This window comes from Micromonospora sp. WMMD1155 (genome assembly GCF_029581275.1).
Taxonomy (GTDB): Bacteria; Actinomycetota; Actinomycetes; order Mycobacteriales; family Micromonosporaceae; genus Micromonospora.
Genome location: NZ_CP120742.1, coordinates 6,887,095 through 6,904,963 on the forward strand (window position 1 = coordinate 6,887,095; position 17,869 = coordinate 6,904,963).

The window sequence follows — 17,869 nt, forward strand, 5'->3', positions numbered from 1 at the left end:
TCGACCCTCAGCGCGCCCGCCGGTTGGCGCGGAGCGCGCCGAGGAGCACAGCCGGCCGGGCCAGCGAGCGCGGGTGCTCGCGCATGGAGACGACCTCGTTGAACCGGCGGGCGGTCGCCACGTCGGTGACTGTCGCCTCGATGATCTGCCGGCTCGCCCAACTGGAGATCCGGTAGCCGCGCGGGTAGGGCCCGTCGACGTGCGGCAACGCCAGGTCGGCGGAGGTCGAGATCGACCAGGCGGCGTCGACGACGACCTGCTGCAACGCGAGGAAGTGCCGTGCGGGCGCCCGGAGGTCCGGGTCGGACCGCAGGTACGTCGACAGGCAGGCCGCGTGCAGGGCCGCGGACGTCATCCCCTGCCCGTACACCGGGTTGAACGACGCGACGGCGTCGCCGACGCTGACCAGACCGGCCGGGAACCGCTTCAGCGCGTGGAAGTCCCGGCGTCGGCTGTCGGCGTGGTGGTAGGTCTGGACGTCGCCCAGCATCTCCTGGTCGGCCACCTCGCCGAACTCCGGCGGGAACTGCTCCCGCAGGCGACGGACGAAGTCCTCCGGGGTGCGCCCCGGACGGTCGTCGCCGTAACCGGCCATCATGGCCATCCACCGGCCGTCCTCGATGGCGAAGAACGCGGCCCCGGCCACGTCCAACCCCATCTTCGGGGTGTGCAGCGCCAGGACGACGGTCGTGGCCGGGGTGACCTCCGGGCGGCGGAACAGGGCCGTCGCGTAGTTCAGGTGCACCGTCATCCGCCGGGTCACCGGCCGCTCCCAGCCGGCCTGCTCCAGCCAGTCCGAGAGTCTGCTCGACCGACCCATGGCGTCCACCACGAGGTCACCGGTCTCCACGCCGGTCACCCCGGCGACCTCGCAACGGACCCCGGTGACCGCATCGCCGTCGAACACGAGACCGGTGGCGCGTGCGGTGACCGTCTTGACGTTGGGCAGCCGGAGCACCTGTTGACGGATCAGCTCCTCCAGGAGCGGACGGCTGCCGGCCAGGCTGTCGGCGTCGTCGGGGACGACGACCTTCGGGCGGCCGTCGAGGTAGTTGCGCCGCGCCTCGGGCGGCGCCTCGACCGCTCCGCGCGCCAGCGCCGCGTCGCGGAATCCGGGGAACAGGCGCTCCAGCTGGAGGAAGCCGCCGGGCAGCAGCGCGTGCAGCTGCGTCCCCTGGGGTACGCCGGGACGCGCGCCGGCCACCTGCGGGTCGTCCCGGTCGATGATGACGACGCTGTCGGCGTGCTCGGACAGCACCCGGGCGGCCAGCAGGCCGGCGACGCTGCCGCCGACCACGACGGCCCGACCCATCGTCGGGGAGTTCCGGTCAGGGGGTCGTACCGCGTTCAGCTCCGCGAAGACCCGGGATGGGGAGAGGGACATCGTGCTCTCCAAGGGATACGAGGTGTGGTGCCCTCCGTGCCGCCGGCATTCGGATGGGCGGGCGGACCGGTGGACGGTCGTCCGGCGTGACGCCCGCCGATCGTCGCACAACCACCTGAAGGGCAACCGTCTGTGTCCGCCAGATGACCACGTGTCGGACGACGGGATGAAGACGACAGACGTTCGGGCGGGCCGATTGGCGTGCGACGATGCCGACTGTCACGATCTCCGGCATGCCCGTCGCACGTCGTACCCTCCTTGCTGCCGGCCTGGCCGCCGCAGCCGCCGGCCTCACCGCCTGCGGCGGCGACGGCACGCCCGACGCGGGTGCGGCCGGGCCCGGTGACGCGGTGACCGGGACCGACGCCGCCGGCAACCGGGTGGGTTTCGGCTCGGCCGGGAAGACCACACCGTCGGGCACGCCGAGCGCGTCCGCGAGTGGTGGTGCCGCAGCCGCGGGCCAGGCCCGCTACGCGCAGGACGTGACAGCGCTGCTGCGGCGGCACCTGCCCGCCACGCCGCAGACCGTGCAGCACAAGGGCTTTCCCGGCGCGGTCGCCGTCGTCCTGGTCGACGGGAAGACGGCTGTGCACACCGCGGTCGGGGAGGCGTTGCGCTACGGCGCCGGGCCCAAACTACTGGCGGCGGGCCAGCGCGTCGAGATGCGCCCGGACTCCATCTTCGACCTCGCCTCGGTCACGAAGGTGTACACGGCCATCCTGCTGTTGCAGCAGGTCGACAAGGGTCGGGTCGAGCTGGGCGCTTGGGTGCGCGACTACCTGCCCGGTTTCACCGGCGCGGGCACCGAGCGGATCACCGTCGAGATGCTGCTGACCCACACCAGCGGTCTCCCGGTCGGCGCGAAGGTCTCCGGTCTCGCCGACAATACGGCCCGCTGGAACGCGGTGCTCACCACCGGGCTGGTCTCCGGCGCCGTCCCCGGCACCACGTTCCGCTATTCCAGCGTCGGGCTGATGGTCGCCGGCAGGATCGTGGAGAAGGTCACCGGCCAACGACTCGACCAGGCGCTGAAGAGCAACCTCACCGGCCCGCTCGGCCTGCGCGACACCGGCTTCAACCCGAACACCTGGTTGTCGGGCAGCGCGAAGGCCGGTCGCCTGGTCGCCACCGACGCCCGCTCGTCGCGGGGTCTGCTCCGGGGCACCGTCCACGACGACGTCGCCAACCACCTCGGCGGCGTGGCCGGGCACGCCGGCGTCTTCGCCACCGCCACCGACCTGGCCGTCATCGGGCAGATGCTCCTCAACGGGGGCACCCACCAGGGCAGGAGGATCCTCGCCGCGACGACGGTCCGTCGGATGCTCACCAACCAGAACTCCGGGAAGCCAGCCGTCGACCCGGAGCGGCCCAACCGGACCTCCGCCCACGGCCTCGGGGTCGTGCTCAACCAGAGTTGGTTCATGGGTCGACTCGCCTCCGCCCGGACCTTCGGTCACACCGGCTTCGCCGGCCCGTCGCTCCTGGTCGACCCGTCCCGGAAGCTCGTCCTCGCCCTGCTCACGAACCGCGCACATCCCAACTGGAGTTGGTCGAACCCCGATCCGGTCCGCGCCGCCCTCGGCGACCTGCTTGCGAGAGAGGTCGACTGACCGGGCGACCGGCAGGTGTGGACCGCTGCGCCGCGCCCTGACAGGATACTTGCGCTAACAGTGCAGATACCTCGTCGCTCAGGGTGGAGGACCGATGCACATTTCTCGCCGGAGACTGCTCTCCGTACTGGCCGGGGGTGCCCTCGCGGTCGGCTTGGCCGTCGCTCCCGTCCCACGGGCCGCCGACGCCGCCACCACCCCGACGTACCGCCCGGTGATCTTCGTGCACGGCAGCGCCGGGTCGGCGACGCAGTTCCAGTCCCAGGCCAAGCGCCTCGCCAGCAACGGCTACCCGATCGACGTCATCGAGGCCCACGAGTACGACTCACCCAACATCGCCACGATCCTGCCCGAGGTGTACGCAGGGCTCGACGCACGGATCACCCGCCTGCTGGCGACGACCGGCGCGGACCGGGTCGACCTGCTCGCGCACTCCCTCGGCACCTTCGTCATGCAGGGCTATCTGAACAGCTCACCGGCCCGCGCCGCCCGCGTCGCCCACTACGTCAACCTGGACGGGCGTCCCGCCGCCTCCCTGCCCGGTGGTGTGCCCACCCTCGCCATCTGGGGTGAGGGCGATCCGGCCCGCGCCGTCGTCGGTGCGACGAACGTGCACCTCCCCGACCAGTCCCACACGCAGACCGTGTCATCGCCGGAGTCGTTCGGTGAGATCTTCCGGTTCTTCCAGGGCCGGGCGCCGCACACGACACGGATCACGCCCCAACTCTTCGGCAGCGCCCGGGTCTCCGGTCGCGCGGTGCTCTTTCCGAGCAACGCCGGCGTCACCGACGCGACCGTCGAGGTCTACCCGGTCAGCTCCCTGACCGGCGGTCGGTTGTCCCACCGGCCCACGTACCGGTTGGCACTGGGTGCCGACGGTTCGTTCGGTCCCGTCCCGGTGCTCGCCACGGCCCGCTACGAGTTCGCGATCGTGCGCTCCGGCGCACCGACGCACCACTTCTACTTCCAGCCGTTCCTGCGCTCGGATTCGTTCGTACGCCTGGCGACGAGCGTGCCCGGCGAAGGGCTCGGCGCGCTGGTGGACACCAGCGACCGGCACACGGCGCTGACGATCCAACGCCAGAAGGAATGGTGGGGCGACCAGGGCGACGCCGGCGACCATCTCTGGATCAACGGCACTGACGTCCTGAACGCGGCGAACGCGCCACGGGTCAAGCGGACGATCGCGATCTTCGCGTTCGACGACGGCGGCGACGGGGTGAGCGACCTGACCGCTCCCCTGCCGGAGTTCTTCAGCCAGACCTTCATCACCGGCATGGACCTGTTCATCCCGGCGGCACCGGCGCACCTCGGCCTCGTCCGGATCACCGTGGGTCAACGCGGCGGTGGGTACGACGTGATCAACGTGCCGAACTGGAGGTCGAGCGCGCACCGCGTGTCGGTCAGCGTCGACGACTTCTGACCCCGGACCGACGAGCGCCCCGGCCGCTGTCGACCCCGGCCGCCTCAACCTGGTCGGCAGCGGCCCGGCCACCACAACCCGCGAGGGTGGGCCCGGCCGCCTCAGCCCGGTCGGCAGCGGCCCGGCCGCCTCAGCCCGCGACGGTGGCCGGGGTCCGCTCCCGTTCGCGCCGCCCGACCGCGAAGCTGACCACTCCCAGGGCGAGCCCGACGACCGCCAGGACGACGCCCACCCAGGCCGGTGCGAGGTAACCGAGGCCGGCGGCGATGGCGACGCTGCCCAGGGCCGCGCCGAGGCTGTTCGCGATGTTCATCGCCGACTGGTTGAGCGCCGCGCCCATCAACTGCGCTCCCGGGGCGACGGTGATGAGCCGGGCCTGGAGGACCGGCCCGAGGTAGAGGCTCGTCGCGCCGACCAGGAAGGCGCCGACGAACAGGCCGACCGGGCTCGACGCGACGAGGCTGAACGTCGCGATGCTCACGATCATCGCGACGAAGCCGATGACCATGCTGCGCTGGAGGTCGCGGTCCGCCAACCAGCCACCCAGGGCGTTGCCGACGGTCATGCCGAGACCCACCGCCACCAGCGCCCAGGGCACCGTCGCGGCCGAGAGACCGGCGACGTCGGTGGTGACCGGTGCGATGTAGGTGTCCACCGCGAAGAAGCCGGCGAACCCGATCGCGCCGGTCGCGGCGACCAGCCAGACCTGCGACGTCCGCAGCGCCCGCAACTCGGCGGCGGGCGACCCGTCGACCGCCGCGGCGACCTCCGGGACGACCGCCAGGACCGCCAGCAGGGTGAGCACGAAGACACCGGCGATGACCAGGTACGCGACGCGCCAGCCGGCCGCCTGCCCGAGCCGCGTGATGAGGGGTACGCCGACCACGTTGCTCACGGTCAGACCGCTGAGCACGATGGCGAAGCCGCGGGCCTCGTTGCCGGGGCCCATCAGGGTCGCCGCGAGCAGGCCGGCCGCGCCGAAGTACGCGCCGTGCGGCAACGCGGCCGCGAACCGGGCCACCAGCACCAGGTCGAAGGTGGGGGCGATCGCGGACGCGACGGTGCCGACGGTGAAGAGCGCGAGTAGTCCGAGCACGAGCTTCTTGCGCGGGAGGCGGGCGCTCAGCGCGGCGATCAGTGGCGCGCCCACGACCACACCGAGCGCGTACGCGGTGATCATCCAGCCGGCGCTGGCGACGGCGTCCGACGACGAGCGGGCGTACTCCTGCGGGAGGAGGCCGCGCGCTATGTCGGGCAGCAGGCCCATCGCCACGAACTCGGTCAGGCCGATCGCCACGCCGCCCAGTGCCAGGGCGACCAGCGCCGCCACCCGTCGTCCCCTGCTCATCCCGATCACCGAGAAAATTTAGCAACAGCGTTGCGTAATAGAGTGTCGAGATGACTCGTATCACTGCCGACGTCACGTTCCTGCGCGGCTACAACCAGGCGCGGGTCATGGCGCTGGGGCGTGCCGCGCGCACGTTCGAGCGGTCGACAGTGGTCGAGGCGACCGGGCTGACCCCGCAGGCGGTCTCCAAGGTCATCGCCCGGCTGACCGGCGACGGCCTGATCCGTCCCACCGGTGTGCGTCGCACGGGCATCGGCAAACCCGCCGTCGTCTACGAGCTCGTCCCGGACAGCCGGTACGCCATCGGCGCCCACGTGGCCCGGCGCACACTGCGGCTGGTCCTGGTCGACCTGGCCGGTGTCGTACGCCACTCGGCGGTCAGCCCGTTGCCCGGCGACTTCACCCCCGAGCAGCTTCTCGACGCGTTGGCGACCGGCATCGCTGCGATGACCGGCAGCGGCGACGTGCGGGCCCGGCTCACCGGCGTGGGCATCGGCATGATCGGCCCGCTGGACCACGCCAACGGCCTCGTTCGGGGCGCCCACGGGCTGCGGCACTGGCACGACGTACCGCTGCGCGACCTCGCCGAGAAGCACCTCGACCTGCCCGTCCACCTGGACAAGGACGTCACCGCGGGGATCACGGCCGAGGCCTGGCGGCACGGCGCGACGTTCGGTGACGCGGCCCTCATCATGATCGAGTCGGGTATCGGTGGCGGTTTCTGGTTGGGCGGCACCGCCCACCGGGGCGCGCACACCAACGCGGGGGAATTCGGCCACACTGTCGTCGACCTGCACGGACCCCGCTGTGTCTGCGGACGGTACGGATGCCTGGAGGTCGTGCACCACCACGCCGCCGAGTCCGGAGACATCGCCCGGGCCGCCCGCGTCGTGGCGGTGGGTGTGGTGAACCTGCTCCAGACCCTCGACCTCGCCCACGTGGTGCTGGCCGGCGCGGACCTCCTGCGGCATCCGCAGACCTATCTCACGGCGGTGGCCGAGGCCGTGCGGGCCGACGCGCGACGCACGACGTGGCTCACCACCACGGTGACCGTGTCCAGCCTCGGCGCGGACGCCATCGCCGCTGGTGCTGCGATGCAGGTGCTCGACCAGCACTTCGGGGTGCCGGAGCTGGCCCCGATCTGAGCGCCGCCACCGCGGCCCCCTTGATCGTTTGGCAGGTGGCCGGCTCGACACGCCGAACGCGGCGTGGCCGCCGATCACCGCGCGCCCTGCCGGTGACGCCGGCCACACGACTTGCATCTCACGTCAATGTCAGGTTCTAGCGTGGCTCCCGTAGCGCTCGCCCTCGACCTGCCAGGAGGCAGTCATGCGGATCTCCGATTCGATCGCGCTGGTCACCGGCGCCAACCGTGGCCTCGGCCGGCACTTCGCCCGACAGCTGCTGGAACGCGGCGCGGCCAAGGTGTACGCCACGGCCCGCAACCCGGAGCAGATCGACATTCCCGGTGTCGAGAAGCTCCGGTTGGACATCACCGACCCGCGATCCGTCGAGCAGGCGGCGGCCGTCGCGTCCGACGTCACCCTGCTGATCAACAACGCCGGCATCACCACCTTCACCAACCTGGTGAACGGGGACCTGGGCAAGATCCGGTCCGAGCTCGACACGCACTTCTGGGGGACCCTGAGCATGGTCCGGGCGTTCGCACCGGTGCTGGGCGCGAACGGCGGAGGGGCGATCCTCAACGTCCTGTCGGCGTTGTCGTGGTTCTCCTCCGACGGGGCGAACGCCTACGGCGTGGCGAAGGCGGCCGAGTGGAGCCTCACCAACGGCATCCGGCTGGAACTCGCCGGCCAGGGGACCCTGGTGAGCGGCCTGCACCTGGGCGCCGCCGACACCGACATGATGGCCCACTACGAAGGCGACAAGATGGACCCCGCCGACGTCGTACGCGTCGCTCTGGACGGCATCGAAGCCGGCCGGATCGAGGTCCTCGCCGACGAGTGGAGCGCGTACGTCAAGGCGTCCCTCGCCAACGATCCGAGCGCCTTCTACGCCCCGACCGGGCGGTAGTCGTTAGGGCAGGTGCGAGCGTCGCCCACGACATCGTGCTCACTGGCAGACGCGCCACTCGTCGTCCTCCTTGACCAGGGCCAACCCCTGGGTGAACTGCGCGCCGGTGGTCTGCTGGACCGCCGTGACGGTGACGGTCGCGGTGACGCGCCCGTTGTGGTTGTTCACGTTCACGCCGACGATCTCGTAGCTGCTGATCTTCAACTGGGCGGACTGGACCCGGGTGAAGTCCTCCACCGTCATGGTGTCGCGTACCTCGTCGCACAGCCGCCCGTACGCGCCCGGGTAGTCACCGGCCTGCACGTCGTCGAGGAAGCCGGTCGCCGCCACCCGGGCCGGCTCGACGGCAGCCTTGACGCTGCGGTAGAACCAGAAACCGCCGCAGGCACCCACCGCGCAGCACACCACCAGCACCACGGCGACGACGATCAGGACGGTACGAGCGGTCCGGTTGGGCTTCGACTGAGGCACCATCATGGGCTCGTACGTCATGGCCCGAAGGGTAGGAACGGCGGGCAAGCGTCGTACGGCTGCCGGTTCAGCCGGTGGAGGCGGTGGGCCCCGGCGTCGGTGAGCCGCCCGGGCGCGGCGTCGCGGTCGGGACCGGCCGAAGACCATCGGGTACGGGCAGTGCGCTGCCCTTGACGAACTGCTCCCAACTGGTGTTCCAGGCCGTCCAACCGTTGCCCGCCTCCAGCCGGACCTCGGTGCCGGTGACGGTGACCAGATCACCGACCTGGGTGACCTTCATCAGCCAGTCGGCGTTGGCGGGCGAGACGTTCGTGCAGCCGTGCGACACGTTGCGGTGTCCCTGATCCGACACCGACCAGGGCGCGCCGTGGATGAACTCACCGCCCCAGGTGAGGCGTTGCGCGTCCGCGACGTTCACCACGTAGCCGCCGTTCGGCTCGCCACGGGTGTCGAAGGTGGTGCGCTGGTGTTTCTCCATGATGACCATCCTGCCGCTGGACGTCGGAGTGCTCGCCTTGCCCAGGCTGACCGGGATCCTGCGGATCACCGTGCCGTCGCGCAGCACGCGCATCTGCTTGCCGGCGTTGTCGATCTCCAGTGCCACCTGACGCCCGATCCGGAACGTCGCGGTGCGGTCGGTGTCACCGACCCGGTTCCCGCCGATCGGCAGACCTTCCAGAGCGGCCCGGACGCTGACCGTCGTCCCCGGCCGCCAGAAGTCGGGAGCGCGGTAGTAGACCTGGCTGCCGTCGTCCACCCAGGACCAGGTCCCCGGCTGCGGTGGGTCGGTGGTGACGAACAACCGGTGCTGCACCTCGGCGCGGGCCCTCTTGGCGATCGGCGGATCGAATCCGACGGTCACCGGCATCGCCGTGCCGTACGTCCGGCCGTCGGCGACGTACAACGTGCTGGTCACCTGCGGTTTCGTCGACGCCGCCGTGGTGGTGAAGGTCGCCGTGCGGGTGGTGGTCCGGCCGGAGTCGCCGACGGCGGTCGCCTCGACGGTGTAGGTGCTCGCCGGTCGCAGCGGAACGGTGGGCACCCAGGTTGCGCCGTCCTCCCGTCGTTCGGCCCTGACCAGCATGCCCCGGTCGTCGGCGATGCGTACGACGACGATTTCTCCGCCGGTGGCCAGGGCGGTGACCTCGGCGCTGACCGGCACGTCGCGTGACCGGTCGGCGGGCGTGACCGTCACCTTCGGCTCCGGCGCCGGCACCTCCTGCTCGACGGACCGCACGGCGGCCTTCCGCTCGGTGGTGCATCCGCCGACGGCCAGAGGCGTGGCCACGACGGACACCACCACCAGCGCCATCCGTCGTCTCAACCCCATCGAACGCCCCCGGCTCTCGCGTTTCCGTGGCCGCAATTCTTCCGCCCCGGAGCACGTACCGCGCCGTTTCCGGCAATCATGAAGGAAAGTCGGAAAAGTGCCGACCGCGCTCAGTGGGCGGCGGGCTGAATTCGGTCGGCGGAGGACGTCGCCCACGCCACGGCCAGGGACGCGGCGGCAACCGCGTCGGCGACGAAGCACCACGCGACGGACGCCCAGAGGTGAGGCTGAGCCGGGAACAGGTAGTACTGAAGGCTCACCCAGAAGGAGAAGAGCCCGATGGCCACGGTCGTCGCCACCAACGGCCACAACACGTCTGGTTTTCCCACGAGCCCGCAGAGGACCACCAAGGCGACGACCAGGGTCATGGCCAAGTAGGGCAGGTAAACGGCGATACTGGCGGCGCCCCGGCCACCGGCCTCCAGGTCCCCCCACACCTGCGCGTCGCCGGACGAGAACAAACCGTAGCCCAGCACCGCCCAGGCTCCGGCCACCGCGCAGGCGGCCAACGCCCGGCACACCTGCCGGGCAACGACAGCCCCACGTGACGACGACATGCGGGCAGACTATTCGCCGAAGCCCCGCGGCGCTGCCCCGCGCCCCTGAGTTGGAGTGAACACCCAACGCTCGATTACAGTTTTTTGACAAGAATCAGGGAAATGAGATCGATACGACAGCGCGACCGCTCCGGAAAGCGGATCGAGCAATCGCAGAGCGATATTTAAGGCAGACTTAATCGTCTCGATCGCATTCGATGAGGGGCTCGACTCGTACTCTTCCTTCTCGGAAGAAAGGTGACCCCTCTTGTTGAATGTACGATCCACTCCCAGGCTTCGCCGTTCCCTGACCGCCCTGCTGGTGGTGGGCGTGGCGTTCGCCGGTGGCTGCAAGGAGGTGCCGGGCACGCCCGGCACGCCCGGCGCGTCCAGCCCGTCCAGCGACACCGGCATCGGCTCGTCCGGCCCGCAGACGCCCACGTCCGCCGCCCCCGGCGACGCGTCGGCCACGCCGGGCGCGCCGAGCGGCTCGGCGGCCCCGTCCGCCTCCGGCAAGCCGGCGAACCCGTCGACCAGCGCCGCCCCGCCCACCGCCTCCGGTGGTTGGATCACCATCGACCCGGCCGGGCAGGCAGCCGCGACGAAGGCGTTCTTCGCGCGTAAGCCGAAACCGGTGACCGGCAACCCGGTCAAGGTGCCGGAGTTCAACGTCGGCTGCACGGTCAGCCACCACAACAGCGACGACCCGATCGTGCTGCCCAAGCTGGTGGGCGGTTCCCACAACCACACCTTCTGGGGAAACCGGTCGACCGACGCCAACTCGACGGCCGAGTCTCTTCGGGCGTCGAAGGCGACCACCTGCAACTCGCCGGACGACCAGTCCGCCTACTGGGTGCCGACGATGTACCAGAACGGCAAGGTCGTCGACCCGACGGAGGTGACCGTCTATTACGGATCCCGCCTGAAGGACCCGAGCAAGACCCAGCCCTTCCCGTTCGGCCTGCGGATGATCACCGGTAACGCCAAGAACCAGGTCGACACCCCCGACAAGCAGGGCAACCACTTCTGGTGCGCCGGCATCGGCGGCGAGGTCGGCCGCAGCGCGGACAAGACCTTCCCGGTCTGCGCCAAGACCGCGCACATCGTCCGCCAGATCACCTTCCCGGACTGCTGGGACGGCAAGCACCTGGACAGCCCGGACCACAAGGCGCACATGGCCAACGGCGACCACACCGGCGCCTGCCCCAAGAGCCACCCGGTGCCGGTCCCCTCGGTGTCCTTCGTGATCTCGTACCCGCTGAGCGCGAACACCGACGGCATCACCCTCGCGTCCGGCACCTCGTTCTCCATGCACGCGGACTTCTTCAACGCGTGGAAGGACGAGGCGCTCGCCGCACGGGTGCGCAACTGCCTCGACCAGGGCGTGAAGTGCAACTCGGCCGGTAACTTCTAGAGCGGTCGGTCGATGTGAGCTGGCCCGCGGATCGTCGCGGGCCAGTGATCGAAACCTAGCGAGGTCTCCAGTGGACGGCTCAGCCACCGGGCGGAATTGAAGACCGGAGGCCTCGCCTAGTCGGCGACCCGGCATCAGACGAGGCGCTGCATCCGCACCTTCGGGTGCACGTTTCTCAGGTGGCCGTGCTTGTGTTGGCGGACCTGTTCGTTCCAAACTTCCTGGTCGTAGTCCGGGTCCGGTGGGATCCACTTGTGTGAGCCGTCGCTGTAGTGGAACTTTTCGTCGCCGGGCCGCAGGATGCTCATCGGAGCCAGCCGAGGAAGCGTCTATGCAGCGCACCCGCCGGCACCCCGATCAGGTCCTCGGAGGCCCGCACCAGCTGGGCACCCAGGTAGAGGGCCAGGGATATCGGAGCGTCATCGAACTCGGCGCGTAGCTCGTGCTGCCGCGTGCGGCAGGGCCAGGGCGCATCGCAGCCGCCGCAGCTCCAGATCGGCAGCACCGGGCCGTGCGTCGTCATGCGCGGCCTCCGAGCAGCGCCACCGTCATCGACCGCGCCTGCCGGCGGGTCGCCCAGTCCACCTGCCGGCACGCGTACGGCGTGAGCCGCGACCACCACGCCCGGCAGCCGGCGCACAAACCACTTTTGCCCGGCACATGCGAGACCAGGATCCGCAGCTCCGCTTCGCTGCTCACTGCTCCTCCTCGACGGGCCAGTGCGTCCGCTTGATCGGGATGCGGTTTCGGCTGCGACAGGGCAGTTCCGCCCCACAGCGGCAGGTCCACCTCCACTTCGGCCACGACCACGCCGGGCGGTGTCGCCGTGCCAGAGTCGTCGCGACCGCGATCAGATACTGGTCGTAGGTCACTCGTCGCCATAGTGGTGTCCTGTCCCGCATCGCTGGCTCCCTCCACCGGGCAGCACTTCACGGCCGACCCCGAACCGACGGGACCGGATCTGGAACGTTCGGTAACTGCGACGCTACGATCACGACGACGATGGTGGGACTCACCCGCAGTACGCGTGAGCAGGCCAGATGGGCTGCCGCAGCTTTGGGTTTCACGGCGGAACGTCGACCACGGGTCAACGTAGGGGCGATAGATGACAGGTCGCAGACGAGCAGCACCCCATCACGGCGCGGTGACCGGCTACCTGTTCAAGCTGATCCGGGAGTCCATCCCGCTCACCCAGGAGCAGCTCGCCGTCGACCTGGACGTCGATCGCGTGACCGTGCAGAGCTGGGAATCCGGGCGCCGGCCATTCACCGCGGTACCGCTCGGGCAGGCGATCACCGTCCGACGCCGGCTCGGACGGCTCGGCGCGAACACCCTCCTACTCGCAGCACTCGACGACGCCGCCGAGGCGGATCTCATCCTCGCCGCTGTCCTCAACGAACACGTGGCCCGCTGCGACATCGCCGAACATCCGCTGGGCTGGTCCGTACTCACCCACCGCCTGAGCGACCTGATCCTCTGGGCCGTCCTCGGGCAGACACCGACCTTCGCCAGAGGGCGGCCCATCGCCCGTCCCCGGCGGGGTCCAGTCGCGTCCGGGCCGACCCTGTCCGCCGACGAGCAGCGTGCGTTTTTCGCCCACCTTCATGTCCTCGCCGATCGCGCCGCAACCGGACGGCATCGGAACGTGCTGCTGCACCGACAAGCCTGCTTCCTCGCCGGCATGGACCCCACCAAGGCAGCAACAGGTTGGCTCACCCAAACCACCGCCCGAGCACGCCGCACGACCACCTTTCGCACCTGGTCACCGCTGTGGCCCGACGCCCGCTCCGTCGTCACGTCCCTCGCCAACCAGGGCGACCCGGAACCGTTACGAGACTTCATCGCCCGCGCACACCCTGACGACGCCTGCGAGCGAGCAGCGCTCAACTACTCGGCCTACTGGGTGGGCGAGATCCCGTACCGCCACCGCGACGACTCCTTCATGCCCGAAGCGCTCACGGACTGGCATGGCTCCATCCTTCTTCGGCACCTGGTCCAGCGCCTCGACCCAGCGCATCCCTTCGTCGACCTCAACATCCACAACGTCTGGGCATTGCTGGCCGCACGACGCGGTCTCGCCCTCGACAACCCCACCGTGACTCGGGCGCTCCTCGACCGCAGTGTCCCGCTGCTGGACAGTGACCGGATCTCCGCGCAGTCCCGGAAGGAACTAACCTCTATCGTCTACAGCCTGCGGGCGGACGGACTCACCGGCACAGGGACGGGCAGATGACCGACGACCACGAAGCCGCCGGAGCGATGAACTTCATCTTCGAAGCCGGCGTCCTCAAACGCGCCGCCCGGACCGGCTGGTGGTTCGCCGGCGTCAAGCAACCCGAATCCATCGCCGAACACTCCTTCCGAACAGCGCTCATCGGAATGATGCTCGCCGCCATGGAGGGCGCCGACCCAGCCCGAGTGTCGATGCTCTGCACCCTGCACGACACCCAGGAAACCCGAATCACCGACATCCCCCACATCGCCAAGCGCTACCTCACCGCCGTACCCAACACCACCGTCACCGCCGACCAGGTCGCCACCTGCCCACCGGCCGTCGCCGACGTCATCACCGCCGCCGTCGCCGAATACGAAGCCGGCGAGACACTGGAAGCTGTCGTCGCTCGCGACGCTGACAAGCTGGAATGCCTCGTCCAAGCCGTCGAGTACCGCCACCAAGGCATCGACAACGTGCAGCGCTGGATCGACAGCTCACGAGCCGCCCTGAAGACCGCCAGCGCCCACCGCCTCGCCGACGCCGCCCTCACCGGACAACCCCTCGCTTGGCTCACACCCCCACCGCAGCAGTAAGGGTTCAACACTTGGCGTTGTATTGATCCCGGCGATGGGCACAGTCGCTCAATCTGGACGAGATGCCCGTGGCCTGGGCTTGGAGGGGTCATAGCCGGCCATCGGTTGCCACTGCTGGTCCATCTAAGACGGCCCAGGAACCGCATGATCTTTGCCCTGCCGATGCCAGACCTCAGACGTTCCCGGGGCGGCATCAGATGCACACGGTTTAGGAGGGGAGGAGCGCTCAGTGCGCAGAACCTTCATCTCGCAGCGGGCACTGTCCGCGGTCGCAGCGGTACCCAGACGATCAACATCGGCTGATCAGGAGTGAGGACGAGCGTGCGTAAGTGGATCATCGGTGGCACGGCTGGCGTGGTCGTCGTGCTGATCGGGCTCGTGGGCACGCTCGTCCTGCTGCGGGACACCACCCGGTTCGACGACCGGGCGTACTCGGGCAGCAGTTGGAGCAAGACACCCGACGAGGTCTTCACCGATTTCGACATCAGCCTGCCGGAGTGTGCCGCGGAGCGGATGCGGTACTGGGCAGGCAGCCTAGAGCTGTATCTGAAGGTCACCGCACCGCCTGACTGTGTCAGCCAGTTCATCGAAGCGAACCGGCTGAGCTCCTCGGAGCCGCTCCCCAGCGCGCCAACGGGGGTCATCAGGGACAAGCGGGCGGCGGAATTCGGCTGGCAGCTGCCCGCAGACCGGGTTTACACCTGGCACCGCCGCGAGGAGGACAACGTCGAGACCCAGGCCACGTCTGATAACGGCGCAACCGAGCGGTCGTTGTTCCTGCACGCGTGGCACCAGTAAGCGACCGGCGACTCGCGCGCGGGGCGTTTCCCACGCATCGGCGATAGCTGGTCGACCCTTGACGCCATTTCCCGCTGTCTCGTACCCCCGTGTGCCCCAGCCCCGTCGGCCGCAACTGCCACCGGCGGCCGGTCACCCCGAGGGGTGACCGGCCGCCGTCGCGTCGATCGGTCAGAGCTTCGCCGCACCCGCCTCGGTGGCCTCCTGAACCGCCGAGGTACGGCGTACCTCGGCCCGCTGGTCGCCGACGGCCTCCCGGTCCGGAGCGGCCACCCGCGCCGCCCGGTTGGCGGTCGCCGCCGCCTGGTCACCGGTCACGCCGCCACGGATCCGGTTGTTGTCGGCCACCTGGGCGACCGGGTCGTTACCGGTCACCGTCAATCCGCCGTTGATGATGTTGTCGTCCACCGTGACACCACCGGTGGTGCTGGTGATGCTGACGTCGGCACCCCAGTAGCCACCGGAGGCACAGCTGTCCAGCCCACCGTTCGGGCCGAGCTGCACGCCGCCCAGGTTGCCGGCGAACGTGGCCTTGCCGCGCACCGCGCTGCCGCACACCACGCTGCCGGTGGCGCTGTTGAGCACCGACAACGTGCCGTCGACGAACGAGTCGTGCAGGTCGGTGTAGTAGGTGCCGGTGCTGCTGACGTTGCGGTCCACCTGGGTGCCCTGGTCGAGCCGGACCTCACCGGCTCCGACCGTGACGTTCCCGGCGACGGTCGACTGCTCGGCGAACAGGAAGCTGTCGATCGTCGCGCTGCCCTTCGGCCGCACGGTCACCGTGCCGGTCCGGGCGTCGTTCAGGAAGATGCCGTACCCACCGGCGGCCAGCACCACCTGACCGTCGACTGTGGTCTCGGTGGCGTCGAGGTAGCCGTCGGCGGAGACGCGCACCTCACCACTGATCCGGCCGCCGGTCACCACCAGGTTGGCACCGGCGGCGACGGTGACGTTGCCGGTGATCGTGGTGCCGGTCAGCGCGCAGGACTCGCCGGCCGGCACGTACAGGTCGTTGGGCACGGTCACCGCACCGCCGGTGCCGATGCAGTGGGTGACCAGGTCGGCGTGGGCGGTGGGTGCCACGGTCAGCACCGAGGCGGCGACGACGGCGGTCACGGTGGCCAGCTTGGCGACGGTACGTCCGGGCATCGTGGTACTCCCTGTCGAGAAGTGTCGAGGACTCATGCGCCGACGTCCGATCGGGCCGCGGCCCGGACGATGGCGCCCTGCTGCCGCCGGTCGAGCGTTCCGCCGGTCACCAACGCGAGGGTGACCGCCTCGACGTGCCGGACGAATTCGGCGTGGCCGGGGTAGTCGGCGTGTTCGTCGATCAGATCGTTGATGGTGCAGCCGTTGCCGGTGTCGACGTTGCGGACACCGGTGTCGTCACCGTCGATGACCACCGTCGCCCGGGTGTCGGACTCGGGGCAGGCGTCGGTGCCGTCGGCCACCACGGTGAACGTCGTCGACTGTTCGGCGGCGGCGTTCCCGGCGGTGTCGGTCGCCCGGAAGCGCACCGTGTGCGCCCCGGTGGCGCGAACGGTGACCGGAGCGGTGTACGCGGTCCAGGCGCCGGTGTCGAGCGCGTACTCCACGCTCGCCACACCCGAGTCGGCGTCGGTGGCGGTGACGGTCACCGTCGCGCCGCCGACGTACGCGCCGTCGTCGTTGCGGTCACCGGTCACCGTGGCGGTGACGGTGGGTGGTGTGGTGTCCTCGGCCGGCGGTTCGACGACGGTGAAGTGGGACATCTGCTCGGCCGAGGTGTTACCGGCGACGTCGGTGGCCCGGTAGTGCAGCATGTGCATCCCGACCGCTGTCACGACGACCGGGCTCGTGTATGCGGTGAAGGCAGCGCCGTCCAACGAGTACTCGATGGTGGCGACACCGGAGCCGCTGTCGGTGGCGGTGATCGTGGCGGTGGCCGTACCGACGTAGTTGCCGTCGCCGTCGCGGTCGCCGGTCAACGCGGCCGTCACCTCCGGCGGGGTGGTGTCCTCCTGCCCCGGTTCGACGATCCGGAACGACACCGAGCCGACGGCACTGGTGTTGCCGGCCTGGTCGGTGGCCCGGAACTGCACCGAGTGGTCGCCGATCGCGGTCACCCGCACCGGCCCGGTGTACGGCGCGAAGCTGGTGTCGTCGACCTGGTACTCGACGGTCTCCACCCCGGAGTCGGCGTCGGTGGCCGTGACGGTCACCGTGGCCGCGCCGAGGTAGTCGCCGTCGGGGTCCTGGTCACCCGCCACGGTGGCAGTCACCGTCGGCGGTGTGGTGTCGCCACCCCCGCCGCCCTCGGTGACCACCAACTCGCCGACCATCTGGCTGTGGCCGGGGATCGAGCAGAAGTACCGGTACCGGCCCGGGGTGAGGGTCACCGTCGCCTGGTGGCGGCCGTTGTTGGCGTCGAACGGACTGGCCAGGATGTTCAGCGTGACGTCGTGGTTGTAACCCTCGGTGCTGGTGTCGAAGGTCAGCGTGTGCGGCATCCCGATGGTGTTGCCGGTGGCCTCGCTGTTCTCCCAGATGATCGTGGTCTCGCCGGCCACGGCGGTGGCGGGCGCGGTCTTGTAGCGGGTGATGTCGCCGTCGGCGGTCCAGGTCAGCACCTGTGCCGCGGCTCGGGGGGCGGCGGAGGCCGGCGTCGCCACCCACGGGGTCACCGTGAGCAGGAGCGCCGCCAGCACTGCCGTCATTCGTCGGGGCATCGTCT

18 protein-coding genes are annotated in these 17,869 nt (G+C 70.1%); 8 read left to right on the forward strand and 10 right to left on the reverse strand.

From position 1 onward, the window contains the following. Window positions 1-7 precede the first annotated feature (7 nt). Window positions 8-1,384, reverse strand: a complete 1,377-nt coding sequence (locus O7617_RS31540; RefSeq protein WP_282260148.1) for an FAD-dependent oxidoreductase — start codon at window positions 1,382-1,384, stop codon at window positions 8-10. A gap of 233 nt (window positions 1,385-1,617) precedes the next feature. On the opposite strand from O7617_RS31540, the gene O7617_RS31545 reads away from it, so the two are divergent. Together O7617_RS31545 and O7617_RS31550 are read left to right on the forward strand one after the other, a co-directional pair. Further along, entirely contained in the window at window positions 1,618-2,994 is a 1,377-nt protein-coding gene (locus O7617_RS31545; protein WP_282260149.1) for a serine hydrolase domain-containing protein, read from the forward strand. A gap of 94 nt (window positions 2,995-3,088) precedes the next feature. Next, window positions 3,089-4,417, forward strand: a complete 1,329-nt coding sequence (locus O7617_RS31550; RefSeq protein WP_282260150.1) for an alpha/beta hydrolase — start codon at window positions 3,089-3,091, stop codon at window positions 4,415-4,417. A gap of 130 nt (window positions 4,418-4,547) precedes the next feature. Here the strand turns inward: O7617_RS31550 and O7617_RS31555 are convergent, their stop codons facing one another. Further along, window positions 4,548-5,774: an MFS transporter gene (locus O7617_RS31555; RefSeq protein ID WP_282260151.1), complete on the reverse strand. Its 1,227-nt coding sequence runs from the start codon at window positions 5,772-5,774 to the stop codon at window positions 4,548-4,550. 41 nt (window positions 5,775-5,815) lie between these two features. Here O7617_RS31555 and O7617_RS31560 point away from each other — a divergent pair, with 41 nt between their 5' ends. Together O7617_RS31560 and O7617_RS31565 are read left to right on the forward strand one after the other, a co-directional pair. Beyond that, entirely contained in the window at window positions 5,816-6,910 is a 1,095-nt protein-coding gene (locus tag O7617_RS31560; RefSeq protein WP_282260152.1) for an ROK family protein, read from the forward strand. A gap of 184 nt (window positions 6,911-7,094) precedes the next feature. Further along, window positions 7,095-7,799, forward strand: a complete 705-nt coding sequence (locus O7617_RS31565) for an SDR family oxidoreductase (RefSeq protein ID WP_282260153.1) — start codon at window positions 7,095-7,097, stop codon at window positions 7,797-7,799. A 39-nt stretch (window positions 7,800-7,838) separates the two neighbouring features. Here O7617_RS31565 and O7617_RS31570 read toward each other — a convergent pair whose 3' ends face one another. The 3 genes from O7617_RS31570 to O7617_RS31580 form a co-directional block, all read right to left on the reverse strand. Continuing rightward, window positions 7,839-8,291, reverse strand: a complete 453-nt coding sequence (locus O7617_RS31570) for a DUF4878 domain-containing protein (protein ID WP_282260155.1) — start codon at window positions 8,289-8,291, stop codon at window positions 7,839-7,841. Between the two features lie 46 nt (window positions 8,292-8,337). After that, complete coding sequence (locus tag O7617_RS31575; RefSeq protein WP_282260157.1) at window positions 8,338-9,600, reverse strand: Ig-like domain-containing protein; 1,263 nt, start codon at window positions 9,598-9,600, stop codon at window positions 8,338-8,340. A gap of 110 nt (window positions 9,601-9,710) precedes the next feature. Next, window positions 9,711-10,157 (reverse strand): hypothetical protein, encoded by a 447-nt coding sequence (locus tag O7617_RS31580; RefSeq protein WP_282260158.1) that lies wholly within the window; start codon window positions 10,155-10,157, stop codon window positions 9,711-9,713. A gap of 247 nt (window positions 10,158-10,404) precedes the next feature. Between O7617_RS31580 and O7617_RS31585 the strand changes: the two genes are divergently transcribed. Beyond that, a complete protein-coding gene (locus tag O7617_RS31585; RefSeq protein WP_282260159.1) occupies window positions 10,405-11,550 on the forward strand; it encodes a DUF1996 domain-containing protein in 1,146 nt (381 codons plus the stop codon). 134 nt (window positions 11,551-11,684) lie between these two features. Here the strand turns inward: O7617_RS31585 and O7617_RS31590 are convergent, their stop codons facing one another. From O7617_RS31590 to O7617_RS31600, 3 genes are read right to left on the reverse strand one after another with little or no spacing between them, the layout of a single operon-like run. After that, the gene (locus tag O7617_RS31590; RefSeq protein ID WP_282260161.1) at window positions 11,685-11,858 is read right to left on the reverse strand and encodes a hypothetical protein; all 174 of its coding nucleotides are present in this window, start codon (window positions 11,856-11,858) and stop codon (window positions 11,685-11,687) included. Then, complete coding sequence (locus O7617_RS31595) at window positions 11,855-12,073, reverse strand: hypothetical protein (protein ID WP_282260162.1); 219 nt, start codon at window positions 12,071-12,073, stop codon at window positions 11,855-11,857. Before O7617_RS31595 ends, O7617_RS31590 begins: the two co-directional genes overlap by 4 nt. Next, complete coding sequence (locus tag O7617_RS31600) at window positions 12,070-12,249, reverse strand: hypothetical protein (protein WP_282260163.1); 180 nt, start codon at window positions 12,247-12,249, stop codon at window positions 12,070-12,072. The genes O7617_RS31595 and O7617_RS31600 overlap by 4 nt, the downstream gene beginning before the upstream one ends. A 406-nt stretch (window positions 12,250-12,655) precedes the next feature. Here O7617_RS31600 and O7617_RS31605 point away from each other — a divergent pair, with 406 nt between their 5' ends. The 3 genes from O7617_RS31605 (at window position 12,656) to O7617_RS31615 (ending at window position 15,156) form a co-directional block, all read left to right on the forward strand. Continuing rightward, window positions 12,656-13,783 carry a helix-turn-helix transcriptional regulator gene (locus O7617_RS31605; RefSeq protein WP_282260165.1) on the forward strand — a complete coding sequence of 376 codons (1,128 nt, stop codon included), beginning with the start codon at window positions 12,656-12,658 and terminating at the stop codon, window positions 13,781-13,783. After that, the gene (locus O7617_RS31610) at window positions 13,780-14,358 is read left to right on the forward strand and encodes an HD domain-containing protein (RefSeq protein ID WP_282260167.1); all 579 of its coding nucleotides are present in this window, start codon (window positions 13,780-13,782) and stop codon (window positions 14,356-14,358) included. Before O7617_RS31605 ends, O7617_RS31610 begins: the two co-directional genes overlap by 4 nt. Window positions 14,359-14,679: 321 nt before the next feature. Then, window positions 14,680-15,156, forward strand: a complete 477-nt coding sequence (locus tag O7617_RS31615) for a hypothetical protein (protein WP_282260169.1) — start codon at window positions 14,680-14,682, stop codon at window positions 15,154-15,156. A 171-nt stretch (window positions 15,157-15,327) separates the two neighbouring features. Here O7617_RS31615 and O7617_RS31620 read toward each other — a convergent pair whose 3' ends face one another. Continuing rightward, entirely contained in the window at window positions 15,328-16,305 is a 978-nt protein-coding gene (locus O7617_RS31620; RefSeq protein ID WP_282260170.1) for a hypothetical protein, read from the reverse strand. 32 nt (window positions 16,306-16,337) lie between these two features. After that, entirely contained in the window at window positions 16,338-17,864 is a 1,527-nt protein-coding gene (locus tag O7617_RS31625; protein ID WP_282260172.1) for a plastocyanin/azurin family copper-binding protein, read from the reverse strand. Window positions 17,865-17,869 lie beyond the last annotated feature (5 nt).

What these genes read in the sequence shown, in the direction of transcription:
- O7617_RS31540 (WP_282260148.1), bottom strand. Translation starts at nt 1,384, where the DNA reads ATGTCCCTCTCCCCATCCCGGGTCTTCGCGGAGCTGAACGCGGTACGA.
- O7617_RS31620 (WP_282260170.1), bottom strand. Translation starts at nt 16,305, where the DNA reads ATGCCCGGACGTACCGTCGCCAAGCTGGCCACCGTGACCGCCGTCGTC.
- O7617_RS31590 (WP_282260161.1), bottom strand. Translation starts at nt 11,858, where the DNA reads ATGAGCATCCTGCGGCCCGGCGACGAAAAGTTCCACTACAGCGACGGC.
- O7617_RS31565 (WP_282260153.1), top strand. Translation starts at nt 7,095, where the DNA reads ATGCGGATCTCCGATTCGATCGCGCTGGTCACCGGCGCCAACCGTGGC.
- O7617_RS31580 (WP_282260158.1), bottom strand. Translation starts at nt 10,157, where the DNA reads ATGTCGTCGTCACGTGGGGCTGTCGTTGCCCGGCAGGTGTGCCGGGCG.
- O7617_RS31550 (WP_282260150.1), top strand. Translation starts at nt 3,089, where the DNA reads ATGCACATTTCTCGCCGGAGACTGCTCTCCGTACTGGCCGGGGGTGCC.
- O7617_RS31605 (WP_282260165.1), top strand. Translation starts at nt 12,656, where the DNA reads ATGACAGGTCGCAGACGAGCAGCACCCCATCACGGCGCGGTGACCGGC.
- O7617_RS31570 (WP_282260155.1), bottom strand. Translation starts at nt 8,291, where the DNA reads ATGACGTACGAGCCCATGATGGTGCCTCAGTCGAAGCCCAACCGGACC.
- O7617_RS31610 (WP_282260167.1), top strand. Translation starts at nt 13,780, where the DNA reads ATGACCGACGACCACGAAGCCGCCGGAGCGATGAACTTCATCTTCGAA.
- O7617_RS31595 (WP_282260162.1), bottom strand. Translation starts at nt 12,073, where the DNA reads ATGACGACGCACGGCCCGGTGCTGCCGATCTGGAGCTGCGGCGGCTGC.
- O7617_RS31560 (WP_282260152.1), top strand. Translation starts at nt 5,816, where the DNA reads ATGACTCGTATCACTGCCGACGTCACGTTCCTGCGCGGCTACAACCAG.
- O7617_RS31545 (WP_282260149.1), top strand. Translation starts at nt 1,618, where the DNA reads ATGCCCGTCGCACGTCGTACCCTCCTTGCTGCCGGCCTGGCCGCCGCA.
- O7617_RS31575 (WP_282260157.1), bottom strand. Translation starts at nt 9,600, where the DNA reads ATGGGGTTGAGACGACGGATGGCGCTGGTGGTGGTGTCCGTCGTGGCC.
- O7617_RS31625 (WP_282260172.1), bottom strand. Translation starts at nt 17,864, where the DNA reads ATGCCCCGACGAATGACGGCAGTGCTGGCGGCGCTCCTGCTCACGGTG.